19 protein-coding genes and 1 pseudogene are annotated in these 21683 nt (G+C 60.0%); 12 read left to right on the plus strand and 8 right to left on the minus strand.

Annotation, left to right across the window (positions count from 1 at the left end; translation table 11 throughout):
- Nucleotides 1-2 precede the first annotated feature (2 nt).
- On the minus strand, nt 3-1436 hold the full coding sequence (locus tag ACR809_RS11745) for an aldehyde dehydrogenase (protein WP_122051269.1): 1434 nt from the start codon (nt 1434-1436) through the stop codon (nt 3-5).
- Between the two features lie 269 nt (nt 1437-1705).
- Here ACR809_RS11745 and ACR809_RS11750 point away from each other — a divergent pair, with 269 nt between their 5' ends.
- Together ACR809_RS11750 and ACR809_RS11755 are read left to right on the plus strand one after the other, a co-directional pair.
- Nucleotides 1706-3304 carry an ABC transporter substrate-binding protein gene (locus ACR809_RS11750; protein ID WP_002906804.1) on the plus strand — a complete coding sequence of 533 codons (1599 nt, stop codon included), beginning with the start codon at nt 1706-1708 and terminating at the stop codon, nt 3302-3304.
- A 16-nt stretch (nt 3305-3320) separates the two neighbouring features.
- Nucleotides 3321-3554, plus strand: a complete 234-nt coding sequence (locus tag ACR809_RS11755) for a YdcY family protein (protein WP_004180136.1) — start codon at nt 3321-3323, stop codon at nt 3552-3554.
- 8 nt (nt 3555-3562) lie between these two features.
- Here ACR809_RS11755 and ACR809_RS11760 read toward each other — a convergent pair whose 3' ends face one another.
- Both ACR809_RS11760 and ACR809_RS11765 read right to left on the minus strand, forming a co-directional pair.
- Nucleotides 3563-4012, minus strand: a complete 450-nt coding sequence (locus tag ACR809_RS11760; protein ID WP_004180135.1) for a DMT family transporter — start codon at nt 4010-4012, stop codon at nt 3563-3565.
- Nucleotides 4009-4527, minus strand: coding sequence for a GNAT family N-acetyltransferase (locus tag ACR809_RS11765; RefSeq protein WP_002906796.1), 519 nt, complete (start codon nt 4525-4527; stop codon nt 4009-4011). The genes ACR809_RS11760 and ACR809_RS11765 overlap by 4 nt, the downstream gene beginning before the upstream one ends.
- A 162-nt stretch (nt 4528-4689) precedes the next feature.
- Between ACR809_RS11765 and ACR809_RS11770 the strand changes: the two genes are divergently transcribed.
- Nucleotides 4690-5271: a helix-turn-helix domain-containing protein gene (locus ACR809_RS11770; RefSeq protein WP_002906794.1), complete on the plus strand. Its 582-nt coding sequence runs from the start codon at nt 4690-4692 to the stop codon at nt 5269-5271.
- A gap of 65 nt (nt 5272-5336) precedes the next feature.
- Nucleotides 5337-6374 (plus strand): NADP-dependent oxidoreductase, encoded by a 1038-nt coding sequence (locus tag ACR809_RS11775; protein ID WP_017879923.1) that lies wholly within the window; start codon nt 5337-5339, stop codon nt 6372-6374.
- Nucleotides 6375-6436: 62 nt separating this feature from the next.
- On the opposite strand, the gene rihA is transcribed toward ACR809_RS11775, so the two are convergent.
- Entirely contained in the window at nt 6437-7372 is a 936-nt protein-coding gene (rihA, locus tag ACR809_RS11780; protein ID WP_002906791.1) for a pyrimidine-specific ribonucleoside hydrolase RihA, read from the minus strand.
- On the opposite strand from rihA, the gene ACR809_RS11785 reads away from it, so the two are divergent.
- Both ACR809_RS11785 and ACR809_RS11790 read left to right on the plus strand, forming a co-directional pair.
- The gene (locus ACR809_RS11785; protein ID WP_122051651.1) at nt 7334-7564 is read left to right on the plus strand and encodes a hypothetical protein; all 231 of its coding nucleotides are present in this window, start codon (nt 7334-7336) and stop codon (nt 7562-7564) included. The two genes, rihA and ACR809_RS11785, sit on opposite strands and share 39 nt — an antisense overlap.
- Nucleotides 7565-7653: 89 nt before the next feature.
- Entirely contained in the window at nt 7654-7953 is a 300-nt protein-coding gene (locus ACR809_RS11790) for a DUF406 domain-containing protein (RefSeq protein ID WP_002906788.1), read from the plus strand.
- Between the two features lie 97 nt (nt 7954-8050).
- Here the strand turns inward: ACR809_RS11790 and ACR809_RS11795 are convergent, their stop codons facing one another.
- Together ACR809_RS11795 and pqqU are read right to left on the minus strand one after the other, a co-directional pair.
- On the minus strand, nt 8051-9757 hold the full coding sequence (locus ACR809_RS11795) for an amidohydrolase (protein WP_122051270.1): 1707 nt from the start codon (nt 9755-9757) through the stop codon (nt 8051-8053).
- Nucleotides 9758-9954: 197 nt separating this feature from the next.
- Nucleotides 9955-12060: a TonB-dependent receptor PqqU gene (gene pqqU / locus ACR809_RS11800; RefSeq protein ID WP_002906783.1), complete on the minus strand. Its 2106-nt coding sequence runs from the start codon at nt 12058-12060 to the stop codon at nt 9955-9957.
- 258 nt (nt 12061-12318) lie between these two features.
- Here pqqU and yncE point away from each other — a divergent pair, with 258 nt between their 5' ends.
- A complete protein-coding gene (gene yncE / locus ACR809_RS11805) occupies nt 12319-13380 on the plus strand; it encodes a 7-bladed beta-propeller protein YncE (protein ID WP_002906780.1) in 1062 nt (353 codons plus the stop codon).
- A 168-nt stretch (nt 13381-13548) separates the two neighbouring features.
- A complete protein-coding gene (locus ACR809_RS11810; RefSeq protein WP_002906779.1) occupies nt 13549-13770 on the plus strand; it encodes a YgdI/YgdR family lipoprotein in 222 nt (73 codons plus the stop codon).
- 49 nt (nt 13771-13819) lie between these two features.
- Here ACR809_RS11810 and ansP read toward each other — a convergent pair whose 3' ends face one another.
- The gene (gene ansP, locus ACR809_RS11815) at nt 13820-15274 is read right to left on the minus strand and encodes an L-asparagine permease (protein WP_014907513.1); all 1455 of its coding nucleotides are present in this window, start codon (nt 15272-15274) and stop codon (nt 13820-13822) included.
- A gap of 189 nt (nt 15275-15463) precedes the next feature.
- Nucleotides 15464-16351, minus strand: coding sequence for a LysR family transcriptional regulator (locus ACR809_RS11820; protein WP_002906776.1), 888 nt, complete (start codon nt 16349-16351; stop codon nt 15464-15466).
- 273 nt (nt 16352-16624) lie between these two features.
- Between ACR809_RS11820 and ACR809_RS11825 the strand changes: the two genes are divergently transcribed.
- The 4 genes and pseudogenes from ACR809_RS11825 (at nt 16625) to ACR809_RS11840 (ending at nt 21674) form a co-directional block, all read left to right on the plus strand.
- Nucleotides 16625-17176 carry a shikimate kinase gene (locus ACR809_RS11825; protein WP_004151218.1) on the plus strand — a complete coding sequence of 184 codons (552 nt, stop codon included), beginning with the start codon at nt 16625-16627 and terminating at the stop codon, nt 17174-17176.
- A 91-nt stretch (nt 17177-17267) separates the two neighbouring features.
- Nucleotides 17268-18275, plus strand: coding sequence for an MsnO8 family LLM class oxidoreductase (locus ACR809_RS11830; RefSeq protein WP_080884080.1), 1008 nt, complete (start codon nt 17268-17270; stop codon nt 18273-18275).
- Nucleotides 18265-19386: a M20 peptidase aminoacylase family protein gene (locus ACR809_RS11835; RefSeq protein WP_004180131.1), complete on the plus strand. Its 1122-nt coding sequence runs from the start codon at nt 18265-18267 to the stop codon at nt 19384-19386. The genes ACR809_RS11830 and ACR809_RS11835 overlap by 11 nt, the downstream gene beginning before the upstream one ends.
- A gap of 24 nt (nt 19387-19410) precedes the next feature.
- Nucleotides 19411-21674: pseudogene (locus tag ACR809_RS11840) on the plus strand (NtaA/DmoA family FMN-dependent monooxygenase).
- Nucleotides 21675-21683: the final 9 nt, after the last annotated feature.

Genomic DNA, 21683 nt, shown 5'->3' on the forward strand with positions numbered 1-21683 from the left:
CCTCAGAAGGGAAGCTCGCGGGGTTGGGTCTGGATCGTTATCCAGCGCAGCTCGGTGAATTCCGCGATCCCGGCCCGGCCGCCAAAGCGGCCATAGCCGGAGGCTTTGCAGCCGCCAAACGGCATTTGCGCCTCATCATGCACCGTTGGGCCATTGATATGGCAAATCCCGGTTTGCAGACGTTGCGCTACGTTCCACGCTCTGGCGCTGTCGCGGCTGTAGACCGCAGCGGAAAGACCGTACTCGCTGTCGTTGGCCACCGCCAGCGCCTCCTCTTCGCTATGGACGCGAATAATCGCTTTCACCGGACCGAAGGACTCTTCACGCCACAGCCGCATCTCGCGGGTCACGCCGTCCAGCAGGGTCGGGCTCATATGGGTATCGTTGGCTTTACCACCGGTCAGCAGGCGAGCGCCTTTCGCTAACGCATCGTCAATGAGCGCGTTGCAGCGGGCGATGGTGTTCATATCGACAACCGGGCCCGTGAGGGCGGCAGGCAGGGCGGCTGCGCGCCTGGCCAGCTGCGGGATAAACGCCTCCGCTACGGCATTGTCGACAATAATGCGCTCGGTGGACATGCAGATCTGCCCGGCGTTGGCGAAGGCGCCAAAAACAGCGCCCGCCGCCGCTTGCTCAATATCAGCATCGTCCAGCACCAGCAGGGGCGCTTTTCCACCGAGCTCGAGCACCGCTGGTTTCAGATACTGTCCGCAGGTGCGGGCGATAATGCGCCCCACCGGTGTGGAGCCGGTAAAGTTAACGCGCCGCACCGCCGGGTGGGCGATCAGCGATTCCACCAGCGCCGGCGCATCTTCAGGCGCACAGGTAAGATAGTTCACCACGCCCGGCGGGAAGCCGGCCGCGTCAAGGGCGTCGATAATCAGTCCCTGAGTGGCGGGGGAAAGTTCGGCGCCCTTAAGGATCACCGTGTTGCCACAGGCCATCGGCGTCGCCAGGGCCCGGGTGGCCAGAATCAGCGGCGCGTTCCACGGCGCCATGCCCAGCACCACTCCCGCCCCCTGGCGGACGCCCATCGCCAGGTTACCCGGCACGTTGGACGGAATTATTTGCCCTTCAATCTGGGTGGTCAGCGCCGCCGCTTCACGCAGAATATCTGCCGCCAGATGAACGTTAAATCCGGCCCAGTGCGCGGTCGCGCCGGTCTCCGCCGCCATGGCGGCGATAAATTTCGCCTCCCGCAACAGCATCTGTTCCGCCGCCTCGAGCAGTAAGCGACGTCGTTCCGCCGGCGCAGTATCGCGCCACAGCGGAAAGGCGCAGGCCGCGGCTTCGACGCAGCGTTTGCCGTCGGCGAGGCTGGCGGCAGCGGCCACCGAGGCTGCCTCATCGTGGGCCGGGTGGCGTCGGGTAAAGGTGCGGCGGCCTTCGGCATCGTGCCACTGGCCGTTAATGTACAGATTGCAGGTGATTGTCATGGTGGAAACCTCTTGTTCTGCGGTTCCCCCAGTGTACCGGGCGGCACTGACGGGAAGCGTGAGCCGGGCGGTTATCGCACATTTTTTTGCAGGAATTTTGTGTGGCTCACAACATCCCGAAGCCCTCTGGCGTAAAAAGCAGCGCAACGTCGATTAAACCAGCAAATTCCACGCGTTTTGCATAAGGTGATAGCCATTGATTATTTGCCGCCGTCAGGCGGCTGTGCTGTTATTACTGTTCTTATAATCAATAATCAGGACTTATAACCATGTCTACAGGGAAAACCACGCTGGCGCTGCTGCTGAGCGCACTGCTGCCGGCCGGCGCCGCCTGGGCCGCAGGCAATGACACTCTGGTCTACTGCTCAGAAGCCTCTCCGGAGTCCTTCAATCCGCAGATCGCCAGCTCCGGTCCGTCGTTCGTCGCCAGCTCGCAGGTACTGTATAACCGTCTGGTGAGCTTTGACCCGGTGAAAAATACGCCGATCCCGTCGCTGGCCACCGAGTGGCACGTCTCTGAGGATGGCAAAACCTGGACCTTTACTCTGCGTCAGGGGGTGAAGTTCAACAGCAACAAATTCTTCAAACCGACCCGCGATTTTAACGCCGACGACGTCCTGTTCTCCGTGCTGCGCCAGATGGATCCTCAGCATCCTTATCACAAGGTGTCGCAGGGGAACTATGAATACTTCCACGACGTGGGCCTCGATAAGCTGATTAAATCGGTGAAAAAGGTGGATGATTACCATGTCCAGTTCGAGCTCAACGAGCCGAACGCGGCGTTTCTTGCCGACTGGGGCATGGACTTCGCCTCTATTCTGTCGGCAGAGTATGGTGAGGCGATGCTGAAGAAAGGAACGCCGGAAAACGTTGATAACTGGCCTGTCGGTACCGGGCCGTATGCGCTGCAGCAGTATAAAGTGGATTCGCAAATCCGCTATATTGCCAATCCCCACTACTGGGAAGGCGAGGTACCGACCAAGCACCTGATCTTCTCCATTACGCCGAACGTCGAGACCCGTCTGGCGAAACTGCAGACCAACGAGTGCCAGATTATTCCCGCGCCGTCGCCGGTACAGTTCCCGGTGATTAAGGGCAATAAAGATCTGGCGCTGCATGCGGTTGAGGCGCTGAACGTCGGCTATCTGGCGTTTAACACCGAGAAAAAACCGTTTGATAATGTGCTGGTGCGCCAGGCGTTAAACTACGCTACCGACAAGCAGGCGATCGTCAAGGCGGTATTCCTCGATTCCGGCAGCGTGGCGAAATCACCGATCCCGTCGACGATGCTCGGGTATAAGAAAGATCTCCCGGATTACGATTACGATCCGCAGAAAGCCAAAGCGCTGCTCAAGCAGGCGGGTCTGGAGCAAGGCGCGGAAGTGACCCTGTGGTCAATGCCGGTCCAGCGCCCCTACAACCCAAACTCAAAACGCATTGCCGAAATGATCCAAAACGACTGGGCGAAAGTGGGGGTGAAAGCCAAAATTGTCAGCTATGAATGGGGCGAATACCTTGCCGGTATGCGTAAAGGGGAGCACGACAGCGCCCTGTATGGCTGGATGTCGGACAACGGCGATCCGGACAACTTTGCTGGCACATTGCTCAGCTGTGATAATATCCAGACCGGCTCCAACGCCGCCCGCTGGTGTGATAAATCCTATGACGCGCTGGTAAAGAAAGCGCTGTTGGTGAGCGATCCGCAGGCGCGGGCCAAACTCTACGAACAGGCGCAGGAGATTTTTTATCAGCAGGCGCCATGGATCACCCTGGCGACCGGGAAAACCTTCTATGCGACGCGCAGCAACGTCAGCGGCTACACCGTCAGCATGATGGGGAGCGATTTTTCCAAAGCGAAACTGAATTAAGCGAAAGGAGAACAGGATGGCACATCTGGATGAGGTTATCGTCAAAGTCGATGACGCCCTGGCCGAGGGCGTTATCGCGCATATGAATGAGCTGCTAATCGCCCTGAGTGATGATGCGCAACTCAGTCGTGAGGAACGCTATATCCAACAGCAGCGTCTGCGCACCGCCATCGCCCATCATGGGCGACAGCATCAGGAAGAGCAGGACGCGCGCCGCGAGCAGTTGACCAAAGGCGGCGCGATCCTCTGAAGATGCGCTCAGAACTGGCGTCTGGCCACCAGCCAGGCGCCCACCACCAGCATCACCGCCCCGCATAACGGTCCGATCAGCGCCCGCACCGGCACGCCGTGGGCGCGAACTAAATCCATGATCAACCCGCCCACCAGCTGGCTGGCCACCAGTACCGCAATGGTCGTCGCCGCGCCAACGTTTTGATAACCGCTGATGCTGGCGAAGACGAAAAAGGACCCCAGCAGGCCGGGGATCAGCGTCCACCATTTCACGCTCAGGGCCAGCTCCTGAAAGCCGGCGACGCCCTGGCGCAGCAGTAACATCGTCACGAAGATAACGATCCCGACCAGCGAATTGAGCAGCATAGCGATAAGGATCGTCGACGCCGACTGGGTGATGCGCACCATCAGAGTGTTCTGCACTACCAGGCCAACGCCGGCGGCGATCAGGCAGGCGAGAGTGAGCGACGCGTTCATGCTTTGCCGTCCGGGTCCTGACGCGCATCCAGCTGCAGCTGCATAAAGGTCAGATCCAGCCAGCGGCCAAATTTGGTGCCCACCTGCGGCATCTGCCCGGTGGTGATAAAGCCCAGCGTTTCATGCAGATGCAGCGAAGCGTGATTCTGCGACTCGATGCCGGCGACCATCACATGTTTATTCAGCCGTCGCGCTTCGGCGATCAAGGCGACCAGCAGCTTGCGGCCCAGCCCTTTCCCCTGATGTTCGGGATGAACGTACACCGAATGCTCCACGGTATGGCGAAAGCCGTCAAACGCCCGCCAGTCGCCAAACGAGGAATAACCGGTAATGACGCCGTCTTCCTCGCTCACCAGTACCGGAAATCCAGCCAGCTGGCGGGCTTCAAACCAGGCGATGCGGTTGTCGGTATCCACAGTTTTATCATTCCAGATGGCGGCGGTATGGACGACGGCATGGTTATAGATCTCGGCGATCGCCGCGCAGTCGTCTTTAATGGCAGGGCGAATGGACATAGCAAACCTCAATTTTTCGTACACTATAGTAGTACAATATTATTACAATAATGAACGCCACGCTGTCATCCGTTTTCAGCATAATTTTAACGGCTAACCCGGGAATAACGCGTCTCGGTGGATGGTTGTGTAATGGGGGGGCGCACACTATAGTGTTACGTTATGAATACTATAGAAGACAACCTCAATCAGCGCATCAGCGCGCGCATCCGCATCGAGCGCGAGTCCCGCGGCTGGTCGCTGAACGACCTCGCCGAACGGGCCGGCGCCTCGCGGGCGATGATCCATAAAATCGAGCGTGGCGAAAGCAGCCCGACCGCCTCCATGCTGGGCCGCCTTTCCGGCGCCTTCGGCATCAGTATGTCGACCCTGATCGCCCGCGCGGAAATGCAGGAGGGCAAGCTGCTGCGCTTTGCCAGCCAGCCGGTATGGCGCGACCCGCAAAGCCACTATCTCCGCCGCCACGTTTCGCCGCGCAGCGATTTGCCGATCGATCTGGTGCAGATTGAGCTGCCGCCCGGTAGCGATGTGCCGATGCCCGCCGCGTCCTATGCGCTTGCCCGCCAGCTAATCTGGCTGCAACAGGGCGAGCTGGTGTTTGTCGAAGGCAATACCCGCCATGAGATGCAGGCGGGGGATTGTCTGGAGCTTGGCCCGCCCAACGATTGTCGCTTTATTAATGAATCCGCAGAGACCTGCGTCTATCTGGTGGTTCGCCTTAATCAATCGCCATCCGGCTCTTAATGGTAAAGCACGTTGCGCATAAAGCAGCTAGCCTCAGTACAGTCTGCTAACAAGAGGAGTTTGCTATGACAGATCAACCGCAACGCCATCGCCGCTGGGTACTGGCTTCCCGCCCCCATGGTGAACCGACGGCAGAGAATTTCCGCCTGGAAGAGAGCGAAGTGCCGACGCCAGGCCCGGGTCAAGTGCTGCTGCGTACCGTTTATTTATCGCTCGATCCGTATATGCGCGGGCGCATGAGCGACGCGCCGTCCTATTCGCCGCCGGTGGCCATTGGCGCGGTGATGGTGGGAGGGACCGTGAGTCGTGTGGTCAGCTCAAATCATGCCGATTATCAACCCGGCGACTGGGTGCTGGGCTACAGCGGCTGGCAGGATTATGAACTCTCCGACGGCAGCGGACTGGTGAAGCTGGGTGACAATCCGCAACACCCGTCCTGGTCGCTGGGAGTTCTGGGGATGCCCGGCTTCACCGCCTACATGGGTTTGCTGGACATCGGCCAGCCAAAGGCGGGCGAAACGCTGGTGGTCGCCGCGGCGACCGGGCCGGTTGGCGCCACGGTTGGACAGATCGGCAAAATTAAGGGCTGCCGCACCGTCGGCATCGCTGGCGGCGCGGAAAAATGCCGCTATGCGGTTGAGACGTTAGGCTTTGATCTCTGCCTTGACCATCGTGCGGATGATTTTGCCGAACAGCTGGCCCAGGCCTGCCCGCAGGGTATTGACGTTTATTATGAAAACGTCGGCGGCAAGGTTTTTGACGCGGTGCTGCCGCTGTTGAATACCGCAGCGCGGGTACCCGTCTGCGGGCTGGTGAGCGGCTATAACGCCACCGGGCTGCCGGACGGGCCAGATCGTCTGCCGCTGCTGATGGCGACCATCCTCAAAAAGCGCATCCGGATGCAGGGCTTTATTATCGGCCAGGATTACGGGCATCGGATCGCCGAATTCCAGCAGCATATGGGGCGCTGGGTGCAGGAGGGGAAAATTAAATATCGCGAACAGCTTATCGACGGTCTGGACCAGGCGCCGCAGGCGCTGATCGGCCTGTTAAAAGGTGAGAACTTCGGTAAGGTGGTGATCCGCGTCGCGGCGGACGACTAGCCTGGCGGGCTTCGACTTAACAGGCCCCTTTCCCGCCAGGGGAAAGGGGCCTGGCATAGAGGTCAGGCGTAGAAGGCTAACCGCTGGGCGAGCAGATCGACAAAGGCTTCGCGGTCCACATCCAGCATCAGGGTGGTATTGGGCCGATTGCCGGTCAGATGGTAGTAATCGACCACCGTCATCCCCTGGGTATATTTGCCTTCCGTTTCTACGCCAACCCAGCGTTCGATCGTGGTAAAGATCTCCGGCTTGAGGAGCCAGGCGATGGTGCAGGGATCGTGCAGCGGCGCGCCGTCGAAGCCCCACTTTTCATCTTTGTGGTAGGCCATAAAGAAGTCGAGCAGTTCGGCGACGATGGTCGACACCGGGTTGCCAATCTGGCGGAATCGCTCGATATCGGCGGGAAGGATTTGCGCCTTATGGGTGACGTCAAGGCCCGCCATCACCACCGGGATCCCGGACTGAAAGACCATTTCCGCGGCCTGCGGATCAACGTAAATATTAAACTCCGCCGCCGGCTGCCAGTTGCCCAGCCCCATGGCGCCCCCCATGATCACGATGCGGGCGATCTTCGCGTGCAGCTCCGGATGGCTGGCGAGCAGCAACGCCACGTTAGTCTGCGGCCCGGTGGCCACCAGGGTCACCGGCTCCTGGCTTTCCCGCAGCACGCTGGCCATCAGCTCGACGGCGGTGCAGTTCTGCGGCGCAAAGGCCGGCTCAGGCAGGCTCGGGCCATCCAGTCCGCTCTCGCCGTGCACGTTATCGGCGATGATCAGATCGCGCATCAACGGCTTCCACGCGCCGCCGGCAACCGGAATGTCCGGCCGGTTCAGCAGCGTCAACATACGCAGCACGTTGCGCAGGGTCTTCTCCGGGGTCTGGTTGCCTGCAGAAGCGGTGACGGCTTTCACCTCCAGCTCCGGCGAGGCGAGGGCGAGGACCAGGGCGATCGCGTCATCATGTCCCGGATCGCAATCAATCATAATCGGCAGTGCCATAGCAGCTCCTTGTTGGCGATGTTCTGTGACCAGACTAACGCTTTGAGGCGAGGCAGACGAGATGGTGTGCAGAATAGTGTGATGGAGACCACGATTGCTGCGAGGGCAACGCGTATCGTTACGCGACCGTCCGTAAACATGGCGCCTCGTTTTGCGGTGGCGCAAGATGGCGCCCGGCGCGGCGCGATATAATAGAAAAATTGCTAATCCTTACGGATATTAATGGTTTGCTTTTCGGCGGGCGGGTTCTTATCCTTAAGAAAACTCAAGAGGTTATTACGATGAAAGATGTAGTAGATAAATGCAGCACCAAAGGCTGCGCCATTGATGTCGGGACGATCATTGATAACGAGGACTGCGTCTACCGGGCCGAGAAGGTGTTCCCAAGCCGCGAAGAAGCGGAATCCACCGTAGCCGCCGTGCGCGAACGTGCCGCCGCCGCAGCGCCGGCCAGTGAACCGCCGCAGGTCGATTACACCATCGTCGCCGCTGGCGACGCGGTGAAACTCGACCTCTCCATCGCCTTCTCCTGCCAGGCGGAAAAGATCATTTTCGAGTTATCCTTGCGAAATCTGCTTTAATTCGCGCCTGTAGCGGAAGCGTGATGCTCTGGCGGGCAGGCGCCTTCCGCTGATGCAGCACGCTGCCCGCCCGGCGACCTGAGCCGGGTGAGCGCGGTTAGTCTTGAAAGACGATGTTTCCGCCAACCATGGTCATCACCACGCGGCTGGCGCCAATCTCTTCATGGGCTACGGCGAAGATATCGCGGTCCAGCACCTGAAAATCAGCGACTTTGCCGACCTCTATCGATCCGCGTACCGCTTCTTTCCCTTCCTGATAGGCCGCATTGATGGTGTACATCCGCACGCCGTCCGCCACGCTAATTGCCAGCTCCGGGCGAATAACGTTGCCGCTGGAAGATGATTTGCGGGTGACCGCGGCCTGAACCATTTTGCGCCAGTTCACCAGCGCCATAATGCCATCTGACCCGCCGGCGACGATGACCCCAAGGTCGATGATATCCCGTAGCCCTTTGCAGATTTCCCCCTTGATGCCACAGTACCGGGCGCGCTGTTCGTAGTCATATGCCGGGCCGCCGGGTGAGGGTTGTTCGGAAAGCAGAATGCCGTATTTTGCCGCCGTCACGAAATCTTGCCGATCGCCCATGGAGCCGTGCAGCACATAATGCCGTCGGCTCTCCCCCGGATAGCGCTGAATCGCCTGCACGAAGCTGTTAATCGTGACTTTTACCGCCTTATCGCCGACCGCATGGACTGCCACCTGAAAACCGCGCTGGTGAGCCAGCAGAATCATCTGCTGTAGCGCCTCAACTTGTGCTTCCTCGGTCGCCTCGGGGCCACCAAACACCGAGCGTCCGCGATATCCCGGCCGGTCGGCGTAATCCTGATTCATCCACGCTGTGTGCGATGTGGGAACGCCATCGCAGAACAGTTTTATGGTCCGACAGTCCAGCCAGTCCCGGTCGGTGAACTGGGAGAAATCAAAGCTATCCAGATCGCGCTTCAGGGTGGCGCAGGACTGAACGCCCCGCTCGGCGGAGTAAAAGGCGATGGATACCCGGGCGGTGAGTTTTCCTTCATCCTGCAGTTCACGGTAGGCGGCGATGGCGCGATCCCCCGCAGCGCCCACCTCGCGCGTGTTTTCCCCCGGACCCATGGCGCCTTCCGTGTAGCTGGCATACCCTTCGCTGTTCATCAGGCGCTGGGCTGCCAGAAGGTTCTCTTTGAGGGCCGCTACGGTCAGACGGGGCATCATGCCGGATGCGAGATGCAGGGCGGGCAGGTCGATGAAATTGCCGTCCAGTTCGCCACTGGCCGTTCGCCCCAGATGTCCGCCGAGGGGATCAGGGGTGCTGGCGTCAAGACCGGAGAGGGCCAGCGCCCGGCTGTTGACGATGCAGGAGTGACCGTCCCACAGGGCGAGCAGGGTGGGATGATCGGCCGTGACGTCGTCAATATCCCAGCGCGTCAGAGAGCGCTGCTCGGCCGCGCACTCCTTGATTGCGTTTGGATCCAGACCGCAGACACGAATCCATGCCCCGGCGGGAGTGCGGGCTGCCTGGTCGCGCAGTCTTTCCCGCAGTACTGCCAGGGAACGCACGTCCTGGCAGTTCAGGCAATGCCAGCTGTCAGCGAGCCAGCCGATATGGATATGTGAGTCATGCGCGGCGGGTAAAATGAGTTTGCCGCCAAGGTCAATGACCTGCGTCTGGGGACCAATATGCTGCTGAATATCCTGGTCTTCACCAACGTTAATAATCCATCCCTGCTTCACGGCGATGGCGCGCTTAAAACTAAAATGTGCGTCCACCGTGGCGACCTTGCCGTTAATCAATACGCAGTCCGCATAAACGACATTATCCATTTATCCCTCCCTGGCTGATAAAAGTGCCGATCAATATAAATAGTAACCATGGTGATTATGTGGTGACTATATGACTACGAAGGGGGTGGAGTGTCAAGCGCGGGTCGTTGGCGGGTGTCCGCCTGGCGGTGGAATAGACGGTAAGGAAAAGCGCTTCGCCCGCCGATCGCGAGAGGCATCGGCGGGGAAGGGGCGTGTTATTCGAAGCGCCAGGCGAGGTTCAGGCCGATGCCGTAGTTACGTCCCGGGGCAGGCTCGTAGTAACGTCCGTTAGACTCGTTAACGATGACAGACCCGACGTACTCCCGGTCGAACAGGTTGTCGATGCGACCGAACAGATCCATATCCATCCTGCCGTAGCTCCATTTATAGCCAGTCGTCAGGCCAACCACCGTCCAGGAGGGCGCTTTGGCGGTGTTTTCGTCATTGGCCATGATATCGCTCATATAGCGAATATCGCTCCCGGCGTACCAACCTTGCTCCGGCTGATAGCCAAAGGAGGCGTAGCCCATATTGCGCGCGATCCCCGGAATGCGATTGCCATTGCAGCTGGCGTCGTCGCAGACGTTAGTGCGATAGGTCGCGTCCAGCCAGGTCCAGGCCGCCTTCAGACGCCAGCTCTCGCCAAACTGCTGATCCAGCCCCAGCTCCATCCCCTGACGGCGGGTCTTGCCGGCGTTTTTATAACTGGTGCGCCCGCCGCTGCTGCTGTCGACCACAATCTCATTATCGGTATTGGTCTGGAACAGGGCGGCGGTGAACAGCCCATTGCCGATCCGCGTCTTGCTGCCGATCTCCACCGTGTCGTTGGTGGAGGGTTTCAGGCCGAAGTTGAGGCCGCTCTGGTTATCGGAGCGGTAGGAGAGTTCGTTAATGGTTGGCGTCTCGAAGCCGCGGCCGGCGGAAAGATAGACGTTCCACGCGTCGGTCAGGGCATATTTCAGCGAGCCCGCGGGCAGCCATTTGTGATAGCTGGCATCACCGCTGTCATCGCCATTGCCTGGGGTGATGTAGTAGTCGTTCGAGTCGAACCATACCGAGCTGTAGCGAACCCCGGCATCGAGCGAGAGTTTGTCAGTGAGCTGCCACTGGGTCTGCAGGTAGGGGTCGACGTTCCACATCAGGTTGCGTTCGTTACGGCGCAGCGCGCCCTGTTCGCCATACTGCGGCGCGCCGTTGACCATCACAAAGTTTTCATACCCTTTGCGCCGCTCGCTCATGTTTTCGTAGTCGAGACCGGCGGTGAGCGTGACGGGCACCAGCAGCTCTCCGCGATGGGTCAGCCGGGTATCGATCCCCTGGTAGTGACGGGTAAGGTCGATCACCCCGCCGGCATGGCTCGGCTTCAGCTGCGGCGCCCGCGGGATCGACTGGAACTGAGTGGTTTCACGTTCTCCAGCGTACATCATAACGCTGAGATCGTCCTGGGCACTGAGCTGGCGCTCATAGCGCAGGCCGGCCTGGGTCTGTCGGGTATTCTTGCGGGTATTATACTGGTCGCCGCGCGGCGACTGGCGCGGGTTATCGCGCCATTCATCGGCGGTCAGGCCACCGGCGTCATTGGCTTTGATATCCACGCTATTCAGCAGCAGAGTCAGCTTACTGACGTCGTTGATGCGCACCCCCAGCCGGGCGTTCGCCAGATTTTTGCGCGCGCCGCTGTGATCGCGATAGCCATGGGTGGTGAAGCGATTGGTTGAGACCGTGTAATCCACATCGCCTGCGTGGCTGCCGTCGCCAACGGCGCCAGTGGCTTTCATCCCGTAGTGCCAGGTGCCGAAGCTGCCATAGTAGCTGCTGGCTTCCACGGTGGGCGGCTGGGTGCCGGTCTGGCTGGTGACGTTGATCACCCCGCCGGACGAGTTACCGTACAGGGCAGAGAAGGGGCCGCGCAGCACCTCAATGGTGTCAACGCTGCCGATATCAATATTTGAGGTCTGCCCCTGGCCGTCGGGCATGGTGGCCGGAATGCCATCCACATAGATGCGCAGTCCGCGCACGCCATAGGTTGAGCGCGAGCCAAAGCCGCGAATCGACAGCTGCAGATCCTGGGCATAGTTTTGCCGGTTCTGCACCTGCAGGCCCGGCACGGCGCCCAGCGATTCAGAGAGATTGACGCGCGGCGCGGCCTGGCGCATCTCATCCCCATTCACCACGCTGACGGCGGCGGGGGTATCCAGTTCAGAAACCGTGGTTGGCGCGGCGGTCACCACCATGGTTTGTTCATCAGCGGCCTGGGCTGCCGCAATGAGCGGCAAGAGCAGGGCCGGGAGGGCGGCGTGACGCACGGACAGGATTTTCATCGATAATACTCAAAGACGAACCAAATGGAACATATGTATATATGTTACCTCGTTTGTAAAATATTTGAAAATTATTAACTGCTACTGGTTAACGGATAGTGCTCGCCAGGCATGAATTTACCGCACAACAACAATTAACGCTCCACTTTGATATAAATAATGATTACTATTCGCATTCAATAATAAGGGTAAAGCCAGGACTTTACCGCCGGAAGCGATGTCGGGTCAGCACATACTGGTTTATCAAAGGGAGTCGTCATGTCATTACGTCATTTTGCCGCGCCGCGTCTGCGCCATTCACTGCTCGTCACTTCTCTGCTGCTGGCAGGCAGCTTTAGCGCCCACGCCGCGGAAGAGATGCTGCGCAAGGCCGTCGGAAAAGGGGCCTACGAAATGGCCTACAGCCAGCAGGAGAATGCGCTGTGGGTCGCCACATCACAGAGTCGTTCGCTGGACAAAGGCGGGGTGGTTTACCGTCTTGACCCCACCACCCTCGACGTGACGCAGATTATTCACAACGATCTGAAGCCGTTCGGCGCCACTATCAACCATGCCACCGGCACGCTGTGGTTTGGCAATACCGTCGACAGCACTGTCACCGCTATTGACGCCAAAACCGGCGCCGTGAAGGGGCGCCTGGTGCTGGACGAGCGTCAGCGCAGCGAAACCGTGCGCCCGCTGCAGCCGCGCGAGCTGGCGGTCAATGAGCAGACCAACACGGTCTACATTACCGGTCTGGGCAAAGAGAGCGTGATTTGGGTGGTAGATGGCGCGACCCTGAAGCTGAAAACGACCATTACCGGCACCGGGGCAATGGCGACGGGTCTGGCGATCGATCCGCAGGCTAAGCGTCTGTATACCACCAACGCCGACGGCGAACTGCTGACCATCGACAGCGAGAGCAACACGATTGCGTCGCGCAAAAAATTGCAGGATGACGGCAAAGCGCATTTCTATCTTAACCTGAGTCTCGATACCGCCGGCCATCGTGCCTTTATTACCGACAGCAAGCAGCCGGAAGTGCTGGTGGTCGATACCCGCGACGGCAAGGTGCTGGAGAAAATCGCCGCGCCGGAGTCGCTGGCGGTGCTGTTTAACCCGGCGCGCAACGAAGCCTATGTGACGCATCGTAAGGCCGGGGAAGTCAGCGTTATCGACGGCAAGAGCTACAAGGTAGTGAAGACCTTTAAAACGCCGACTCACCCCAACAGCCTGGCGCTCTCCGAGGACGGCAAAACGCTGTACGTTAGCGTGAAACAGGCTTCCAGCCGTGAGAAAGAAGCCACCGCGCCGGACGATGTGATCCGCATCGCCCTGTAAGACCTCAGCGCGACGAAACCGGAAAACGGTGGTCGCGCTCCGCATGCCGCCGGGCCAGGCCCGGCGACTCACCCTCTGTTACAAACGCCTATTGGCCTGACAAACCAGATGGTTATACACTTAACCCTTTCCCGCCACGTGCGGGCAGTGGTAATCAGTGGAGATAAAATGAAAAAGCCATTCATGGTGATTTGCGCCGGCGCGATGCTGGCGCTGCTGGCAGGTTGTTCGTCAAACTACGTTATGACCACGAAGAGCGGTCAAACTATCGTTACCCACGGCAAGCCGCAGCTGGATAAAGAAACGGGGATGACCAGCTATATCGATGAGTCAGGTAATAAGCGGGAAATTAACAGCAGCGATGTGTCGCAGCTGGTTGAAGATAATTAAGTCTGACCTCCCGGTTTGCCCGCGATGGACAAACCGGGAGTCCTGCCAGTTACTTCCTCAGCGTCGGCGCCGTGCTGTGAATCTCATGCACGCGTTTACGCACACCAAACCAGCCAGCCACCAGCAATACCGCCAGCAGCGGAATTGATCCTATGGTGTAGGTACCGTTCGGATAATCGAAGGCCATCAGCACCAGCACGCTGAACAGGAACAGCAGCGTCAGCCAGGAGGTGAACGGCGCCCCCGGCATTCTGAAGCTGACCTTTGCCGCTTTCCCTTCCTTGATCGCTTTGCGCAGACGCATCTGACACACCACGATAAAGCCCCAGGAGGCAATGATCCCCAGCGAGGCGACGTTGAGTACGATCTCAAATACCTGAGATGGCACCAGATAGTTGAGGAAAACCCCGACTACATATACCCCCAGCGTCGCCAGGATCCCGGCGTAAGGGACGTGATGACGGCTCATCTTCGACATAAACTTCGGCGCGGAGCCTCCCATCGACATCGAGCGCAGAATACGCCCGGTACTGTAGAGACCCGAGTTAAGGCTGGAAAGGGCCGCGGTTAACACCACGATGTTCATCACGCTGCCGATATATGGCACGCCCAGCTTTGAGAAGAAGGTAACGAACGGGCTCTGTCCGGCCTGGTAGGCGTTCCACGGCAGAAGCAGCACCAGCAACACCACCGAACCGACATAGAACAGACCGATACGCCAGATCACGCTGTTGATGGCCTTCGGCACCATTGTCTCCGGATCCTTACACTCTCCGGCCGCGGTCCCCACCAGCTCGATGGAGGCGAAGGCGAAGACCACCCCCTGCACCAGCACCAGCGCCGGCAGGAGGCCGTGCGGGAAGAAGCCGCCGTTATCGGTGATCAGATGGAAGCCGGTGGCATTGCCGTCCAGCGGCTTACCGGAGCCGAGGAAAATGGTGCCGACCACGAGAAAGGCGACGATCGCCAGCACCTTAACCAGCGCGAACCAGAACTCCATTTCGGCGAACCACTTCACGCCGATCATATTCATGGTGCCGACGATAGCCAGCGCGCCGAGGGCGAAGACCCACTGCGGCACATCGCCAAACGCGCCCCAGTAGTGCATATACAGCGCCACGGCGGTGATATCGACAATCCCGGTCATCGCCCAGTTAACGAAGTACATCCAGCCGGCCACGTAAGCGGCTTTTTCACCGAGGAACTCCCTGGCATAAGAGACGAAGCTGCCGCTCGAGGGGCGGTGGAGGACCAGTTCGCCGAGGGCGCGAAGAATAAAGAAGGAGAAGATGCCGCAGACCAGATAGACCAGGGCGAGCGCTGGCCCTGCCATTTGTAAACGTGCCCCGGCGCCGAGGAACAAACCGGTACCGATGGCGCCGCCGATGGCGATCATCTGTACCTGACGGTTGCCCATCGCTTTGTGATAACCCGCTTCATGTGAGTTAAGCCAGTGGCGTTTTGCAGCATGATGCTCCGCTGCACTTTCGTGTTTCGTATTCATTGATGTATCAGTTTCCTGTCAATGCCCATGTTTGCAGCCGGAATGGAGGACGGCTGGCACATTATGCTGGCTTTCTCATCATTCTGACGTAGGAGATAAGCTCAGACATGGCGCTGAATCCTACACGTAACCTAATAGTTACGCACCTAAAACATTTACCGAGAGCATTTGACAGATTTATCAATGAGATCAGCGTCGCAGAGTTTCCAGTAACAGCGTGAAAGCGCTGGTATGCTGGCGCCGGCTGGGGTAATAGAGATGGTAGCCGGGGAAGGCGGGGGTCCACTCCGCCAGCACCCGCACCAGCCGGCCGCTGGCTAAGGCCTCCGCCACGCAGTCATCCGGAACGTAGGCCAGCCCGAGGCCCGCCTCCGCCGCGTCGATGCGCTGCGGCAGGCTGTTGAGGATCAGCTGTCCCTCCACCCGCACCTGAATCTCCCGGCCATCGCGGGCAAATTCCCAGGCGTAAAGTCCCCCTCGTGTCGGCAGGCGCAGATTGATGCAGCGATGTTGGGCAAGATCCCAGGGCGTTTGCGGCGTACCGGCCCGCTGCAGATAGGCCGGCGAACCCACCACCGCCATCCGCATATCCGGGGCGATGCGCACGGCAATCATGTCTTTTGCCACCTGTTCGCCGAGACGCACCCCGGCGTCGAAGCGGTCACCCACGATATCCGTGAGCCCATTATCAACAGTGATTTCGATGTTAATATCAGGATATTGCAGCATAAATGGCTTTAGCGCCGGCCAGAGTACTGCGCTGGCGGCATGCTCCCCGGCGGTAATGCGCAGGTTGCCCGCCGGGCGTTCTCGGGTGTCGCGCAATGCAGCCAGGGCCTGCTCGATCTCTTCCAGATGCGGACCGAGGCGCTGAATCAGTCGCTCGCCCGCTTCGGTCGGCACCACGCTGCGGGTGGTGCGGGTTAACAGCCGGACATCGAGCCGCGTTTCGAGATGGCGCATGGCATGGCTGAGCGCCGACTGCGACACGCCAAGCTGGGCCGCCGCGCGGGTAAAGCTGCGTTCACGCGCCACCACCATAAAGGAGAGCAGATCGTTTACGTTCTCTTTTAGCATAATCTTTCCGGATTGATGAATACTGCTCACAGGTACGCAGAGTGTATGCCCGGCCTGAGGATTGTGCCAGCCTGATGGCCGGACGCAGTGGAGCAGAATGGTTATGGCGGATGATTTATTCCTCTGTGCAGGGCAGGTATTGTAGTCGGCCCAAAAAACGCCAGCGCCAGGTGAACCGACATTCGCTGGCGCGGCATGACCGGGGGGACGGCAGCCCGAAAGATGATCCAAGAGTATCGCCAGGCAGAGTCTGGTAACCGGGGAGAAACAGAGATGAATATCAACGTGGTCGGCACCAGCGGCTCAGGCAAATCCACTTTGGCCCGGCGCCTGGCGCACAGGCTGGGACTACCCTGGATCGAGCTCGATCGCCTGTACTGGCGGCCGAACTGGCAGGGCGCGCCGGATGAGGCATTTTTCGCCGCCATTGCCGCCGCGACGGCCACGCCGGGCTGGGTGCTGGATGGCAATTACAATCGCAGCCGCAGCGTTAAATGGCGTGCGGTGGATTTGGTGATCTGGGTAGATTATGGTTTCTGGCGCACGCTGCGCCAGGCGGTATGGCGGGCGGCGAGCCGGGCGTGGCGACATCAGGAGCTGTGGCCGGGCACGGGCAACTGCGAGAGCTTTCGCCGTTCGTTCTGCAGCCGGGAATCCATCATCCTCTGGACGCTGAAAACCTGGCGGCAGCATCGCCGACGCTATCTGGCCGATATGCAGGATCCGCAATATCGTCATATTCGCTTCGTCCGGGTGCGCAATCCGCGGCAGGCCGAGGCGCTGCTCCGCGAGCTGGAAGCGCAGCGTTCAGCCGGGCATATCTAATTTTCAGCAGTACACATGTGAATTAATTGTTTCTCAATAGTTAGCAGAGATTTTAATAATGCAGGCACGTACTTTCATATGAGCCTGCGAAATGTCTTATCGAATCAGTATCCTGGATAAAAGTCCGCTTGCCGCCGGGGAAACCGCCGCGCAGGCGCTGGCGCGTACATTAACGCTGGCGCAACACGCCGAAGCCTGGGGCTACCACCGCTTCTGGGTCGCCGAACACCACAATACCGATCAGCTGGCGAGCCCCTCGCCGGAGCTGGTTATCGCCTGGCTGCTGGGCCACACCCGGCGGATCCGTCTTGGGTCCGGCGGCGTCATGCTCCAGCACTATAGCCCCTATAAGGTCGCGGAAAACTTTAACCTGCTGGCCGCCCTCGCGCCGGGCCGCATCGATCTCGGGGTCGGCAAGGCGCCTGGCGGCCTGCCGCTCTCCACGCGCGCCCTGCAGCAGGGCCTGCATCAAGAGGAGAAAGGGACCTTTGCCGATCAGCTGGCGCAGCTGGATAACTGGCTGTCGCTGACTGAGCCCGGGGGAGAGGAGAGCCTACGCGCCACGCCGATCCCGCCGCGCCGGGCAGACGGTTTTCTGCTCGGCGCCAGCCTGGAGAGTGCTGAACTGGCCGCCCGCCTTGACTGGAACTTTGTCTTTGCCGCCCATCTCAATGGCGACAGCGCGCTGCGCCGTGCCGTGTTCAACCGCTGGCGCGAGCTCAGCCCGCGTGAGGCGGTGGTCGCCGTCCAGGTGGTGGTCGCTGACGATCCGGCCACCGCCGCCGCGCTGGCGCAGCAGGTCGAGGTGTGGGGCGTCGAGCTGGAGAACGGCCAGCGGGTGACCGTCGGCAGTGAGGCGCAGGCCGTCGCTTTTGCCCGCCAGGCCGGCAGCCGACCGACGCGCATTGCCCGCCGTGAATCTTCGCTGATCTCCGGTACTCCCGAACAGGTTAAAGCCCGGCTTGACGCGCTGCAGGCGGAAGAACAGTTGGATGAACTCATCATTGATACCCCCATTAGCGACGGGCCAGCGCGCCTGCACTCCCTGCGCCTGCTGGCGCAGGCTCACTACGGCAAGGAGGTGCTGAATGTCCTTTGAACAACAACTGATTAGCTGGCGGCGCGAGCTGCACCAGAACCCGGAGCTCTCCCTGCAGGAGGTGGCCACCACCGCGCGGATCCGCGACTGGCTGCAGAGCGGCGGGCTGACCCTGCTGCCCTACGATCTGAAAACCGGGCTGGTCGCCGAAGTCGGCAGCGGCGACAAGGTGATTGCCCTGCGGGCGGACATCGACGCGTTGCCCATCGAGGAGGCGACCGGTCTGCCTTACCGCTCGCAGAATCAAGGGGTAATGCATGCCTGCGGCCACGATATTCACACCAGCGTGATGCTGGGGGCGGCGCTGCTGCTGAAGGAGCGGGAAGCGGAACTCCCGGGGCGGGTGCGGATCCTGTTTCAGCCGGCGGAGGAAAATTTTGGCGGGGCGAAAACCCTGATCCGCGCCGGGGCGCTGGAGGAGGTGTCGGCGATCTTTGGTATGCACAATGAGCCCGGCCTGCCGGTGGGCGAATTTGCCACCCGCGGCGGCGCGTTCTACGCCAACGTCGACCGCTTCGTCTTCAAAGTGACCGGGAAGGGGGCGCATGCCGCCCGCCCACATGAAGGAAGGGATGCGATCCTGCTGGCCAGCCAGCTGGTGACGGTGCTGCAGAGCGTGGCCAGCCGGGAGGTGAACACCCTCGACTCGGTGGTGCTCAGCGTGACGCGGATCCAGGGAGGCAATACCTGGAACGTGCTGCCGGAGAGCGTCGAGCTGGAGGGGACGCTGCGCACCCACAGCAGTGAAGTGCAGCAGCGGGTCAAGGCCCGGGTCAGCGAGATTGCCGCCGGTTTCGCCAGCGCCTTTGGCGCGCAGATTGACGTCTTCTGGTACGCCGGCCCGACGGCGCTGGTCAACGACGCCCGCTGGGCCGATTTCGCCAGCGAGGTGGCAGCCCAGGCCGGGTATCGCACCCACCATGCCGATCTGCATCTCGGCGGCGAAGATTTTGCGGTCTATCTTCAGCATATTCCCGGGGCGTTCGTCAGCATCGGCAGCGCCAGCGAATATGGTTTGCACCATCCGGCATTTAATCCGGATGAACGGTTGATTGCGCCCGCGGCGCACTATTTCGCCCGTCTCGCGGAAGAAGCGTTACAACACATTTAACGAATGACAGGGGAAGGGGTAGCTATGTCTGAAAATCGACAATTGCGTCTGGGAACCATATTGCATGGCGCATCGGGAAATATGTCCGCCTGGCGTCATCCGGCGGCCCAGGCGGACGCCAGTATTAATTTTGCTTTCGTCACCCAGACGGCGCTAAAAGCAGAAGCGGGGAAGCTGGATTTTATTTTTGTCGCCGACGGTTTATATATTAACGAAAAATCGATTCCCCATTTTTTAAATCGCTTCGAACCCTTAACGGTACTTTCCGCGCTGGCCGCGATCACCCGGCGACTGGGGCTGGTGGGGACCTTATCGACTTCGTACAGCGAGCCGTTTACCACCGCCCGCCAGTTCGCCAGCCTTGACCATTTAAGCCAGGGACGGGCGGGGTGGAACGTGGTCACTTCCCCGCTGGAGGGGTCGGCGAAAAACTTCTCCCGGGCCCAACATCCGGATCATGCGCTGCGCTATCGCATTGCCGATGAATACCTGCAGGTGGTGAAAGGCTTATGGGATTCATGGGAAGAAGATGCCTTTGTGCGCAATAAGGAGACTGGCCAGTTCTTTGATAAAAATAAACTGCATACGCTCGATCACCACGGCGATTTCTTTAAAGTCGCCGGGCCGCTGAATATTGCCCGCACGCCGCAGGGCCGACCGATTATTTTCCAGGCCGGCGCGTCGGACGACGGCAAGAAATTAGCCGCGCGCCACGCCGATGCCATTTTTACTCATCAGGACTCGCTGGCCGAGGCGCAGGCATTTTATCGGGATGTCAAAAGCCAACTCGCCGCATATCATCGCAGTCCGGACCAACTGCATATTTTCCAGGGCGTCAGCGTCATCGTCGGGGATGACGCCGAGGATGCGGAGCGGCAGTACCAGACCACCGCGGCGTTGGTCTCCATCGAGGATGCGCTGAATTATCTCGGGCGCTATTTCGAACACCACGATTTCTCGCAGTACCCGCTCGACGAACCTTTCCCGGATATTGGCGACCTCGGACAAAACAGCTTCCGCAGCACCACCGACGAGATTAAACGTCACGCCCGCGAGCGGGGCTTAACCCTGCGCCAGGTGGCTCTGGAGGCAGCCAGCCCGCGTCCGCGCTTTACCGGCACCGCCAGCGATGTCGCTGATGGCCTGCAACTGTGGTTCGAGCAGCACGCGGCGGACGGCTTCATTATTCAGGGCGGCACGCCGGAAACCTTCCCGCGCTTTGTGGATGAGGTGGTTCCGCTGTTACAGGCGCGCGGACTGTTCCGTCGCGACTATCCGGGCACCACCCTGCGGGAAAGTCTGGGTCTGGCGCTACCCGCTAATCAATTCCAAAAATAATAAAAGAGAATCACGCTATGCAGAAAACAACACTCTTGCTGGCCGTCGCGTTGGCATTTAGCGCCTCATCGTGGGGTCAGGACGTCAAGATCAATGGCACCGGAGTGAGCCTGGAGGCCAACAAAACGCCGATTCACACAGCGAAAAATCCGCAGGCCATTGCCCTGTTGCCGCAAGATCTGCATCTGGCGGTGCCGGGGAAATTCACCGTCGCGGTGGCGGCCCTGAACTCTCCGCCGCTGACGGTCTTTGCCGATGACAACAAAACCCTGCTCGGCAGCGAGGCGGATATCGCCCGGCTGGTGGCGGAGAGCCTCGGGCTGGAAGTAAACGTGGTTCCCACTTCATGGGAAGACTGGCCGCTGGGGGTCACCTCCGGCAAATATGATGCCGCGATCAGCAATATTACCGTCACCAAAGAGCGGAAAGAGAAGTTCGATTTCGCCACCTACCGCAAAGACTCGCTGGGCTTCTACGTCAAAAGCACCAGTCCGCTGAGCAAGATAGACAAAGCGGAAGATATCGCCGGGCTAAAGATTATTGTCGGCTCCGGCACCAACCAGGAGGCGATCCTGCTGGCGTGGAACGCGGAGAACGTCAAGAAGGGGCTGAAGCCGTTTATCCCGGTCTACACCAAGGATGATGCCGCCCAGACGCTGGCCCTGCAGACCGGACGAGCCGACGCCTTCTTCGGCCCCAACGTGATTGGCGCGTGGAAGGCGGCGCTGACCGGCAAAACCAAACTGGTGGGCAGCGTCGATGGCGGCTGGCCGAAAGCGGCGCACATCGCGGTAACGCTGAAAAAAGACAGCGGGCTGGTGAACGCCGTCCAGGCGGCGCTGAACGGGGCTATCGCCAGCGGGGACTACGCCAAAGTGCTTAACCGCTGGGGCGAAGGGGTGGAAAGCATTCCGCAATCGGAAATCAATCCGCCCGGACTGGGCGACTGACAGGAGGCG

The sequence above is a fragment of the Klebsiella sp. CD33 genome (assembly GCF_051992865.1).
Taxonomy (GTDB): domain Bacteria; phylum Pseudomonadota; class Gammaproteobacteria; order Enterobacterales; family Enterobacteriaceae; genus Klebsiella; species Klebsiella pneumoniae.

Excerpts from the sequence above, each read along its gene's own strand:
- ACR809_RS11745 (WP_122051269.1), bottom strand. The coding sequence starts at position 1,436 with ATGACAATCACCTGCAATCTGTACATTAACGGCCAGTGGCACGATGCC.
- ACR809_RS11750 (WP_002906804.1), top strand. The coding sequence starts at position 1,706 with ATGTCTACAGGGAAAACCACGCTGGCGCTGCTGCTGAGCGCACTGCTG.
- ACR809_RS11755 (WP_004180136.1), top strand. The coding sequence starts at position 3,321 with ATGGCACATCTGGATGAGGTTATCGTCAAAGTCGATGACGCCCTGGCC.
- ACR809_RS11760 (WP_004180135.1), bottom strand. The coding sequence starts at position 4,012 with ATGAACGCGTCGCTCACTCTCGCCTGCCTGATCGCCGCCGGCGTTGGC.
- ACR809_RS11765 (WP_002906796.1), bottom strand. The coding sequence starts at position 4,527 with ATGTCCATTCGCCCTGCCATTAAAGACGACTGCGCGGCGATCGCCGAG.
- ACR809_RS11770 (WP_002906794.1), top strand. The coding sequence starts at position 4,690 with ATGAATACTATAGAAGACAACCTCAATCAGCGCATCAGCGCGCGCATC.
- ACR809_RS11775 (WP_017879923.1), top strand. The coding sequence starts at position 5,337 with ATGACAGATCAACCGCAACGCCATCGCCGCTGGGTACTGGCTTCCCGC.
- ACR809_RS11785 (WP_122051651.1), top strand. The coding sequence starts at position 7,334 with ATGTCCCGGATCGCAATCAATCATAATCGGCAGTGCCATAGCAGCTCC.
- rihA (WP_002906791.1), bottom strand. The coding sequence starts at position 7,372 with ATGGCACTGCCGATTATGATTGATTGCGATCCGGGACATGATGACGCG.
- ACR809_RS11790 (WP_002906788.1), top strand. The coding sequence starts at position 7,654 with ATGAAAGATGTAGTAGATAAATGCAGCACCAAAGGCTGCGCCATTGAT.
- ACR809_RS11795 (WP_122051270.1), bottom strand. The coding sequence starts at position 9,757 with ATGGATAATGTCGTTTATGCGGACTGCGTATTGATTAACGGCAAGGTC.
- pqqU (WP_002906783.1), bottom strand. The coding sequence starts at position 12,060 with ATGAAAATCCTGTCCGTGCGTCACGCCGCCCTCCCGGCCCTGCTCTTG.
- yncE (WP_002906780.1), top strand. The coding sequence starts at position 12,319 with ATGTCATTACGTCATTTTGCCGCGCCGCGTCTGCGCCATTCACTGCTC.
- ACR809_RS11810 (WP_002906779.1), top strand. The coding sequence starts at position 13,549 with ATGAAAAAGCCATTCATGGTGATTTGCGCCGGCGCGATGCTGGCGCTG.
- ansP (WP_014907513.1), bottom strand. The coding sequence starts at position 15,274 with ATGAATACGAAACACGAAAGTGCAGCGGAGCATCATGCTGCAAAACGC.
- ACR809_RS11820 (WP_002906776.1), bottom strand. The coding sequence starts at position 16,351 with ATGCTAAAAGAGAACGTAAACGATCTGCTCTCCTTTATGGTGGTGGCG.
- ACR809_RS11825 (WP_004151218.1), top strand. The coding sequence starts at position 16,625 with ATGAATATCAACGTGGTCGGCACCAGCGGCTCAGGCAAATCCACTTTG.
- ACR809_RS11830 (WP_080884080.1), top strand. The coding sequence starts at position 17,268 with ATGTCTTATCGAATCAGTATCCTGGATAAAAGTCCGCTTGCCGCCGGG.
- ACR809_RS11835 (WP_004180131.1), top strand. The coding sequence starts at position 18,265 with ATGTCCTTTGAACAACAACTGATTAGCTGGCGGCGCGAGCTGCACCAG.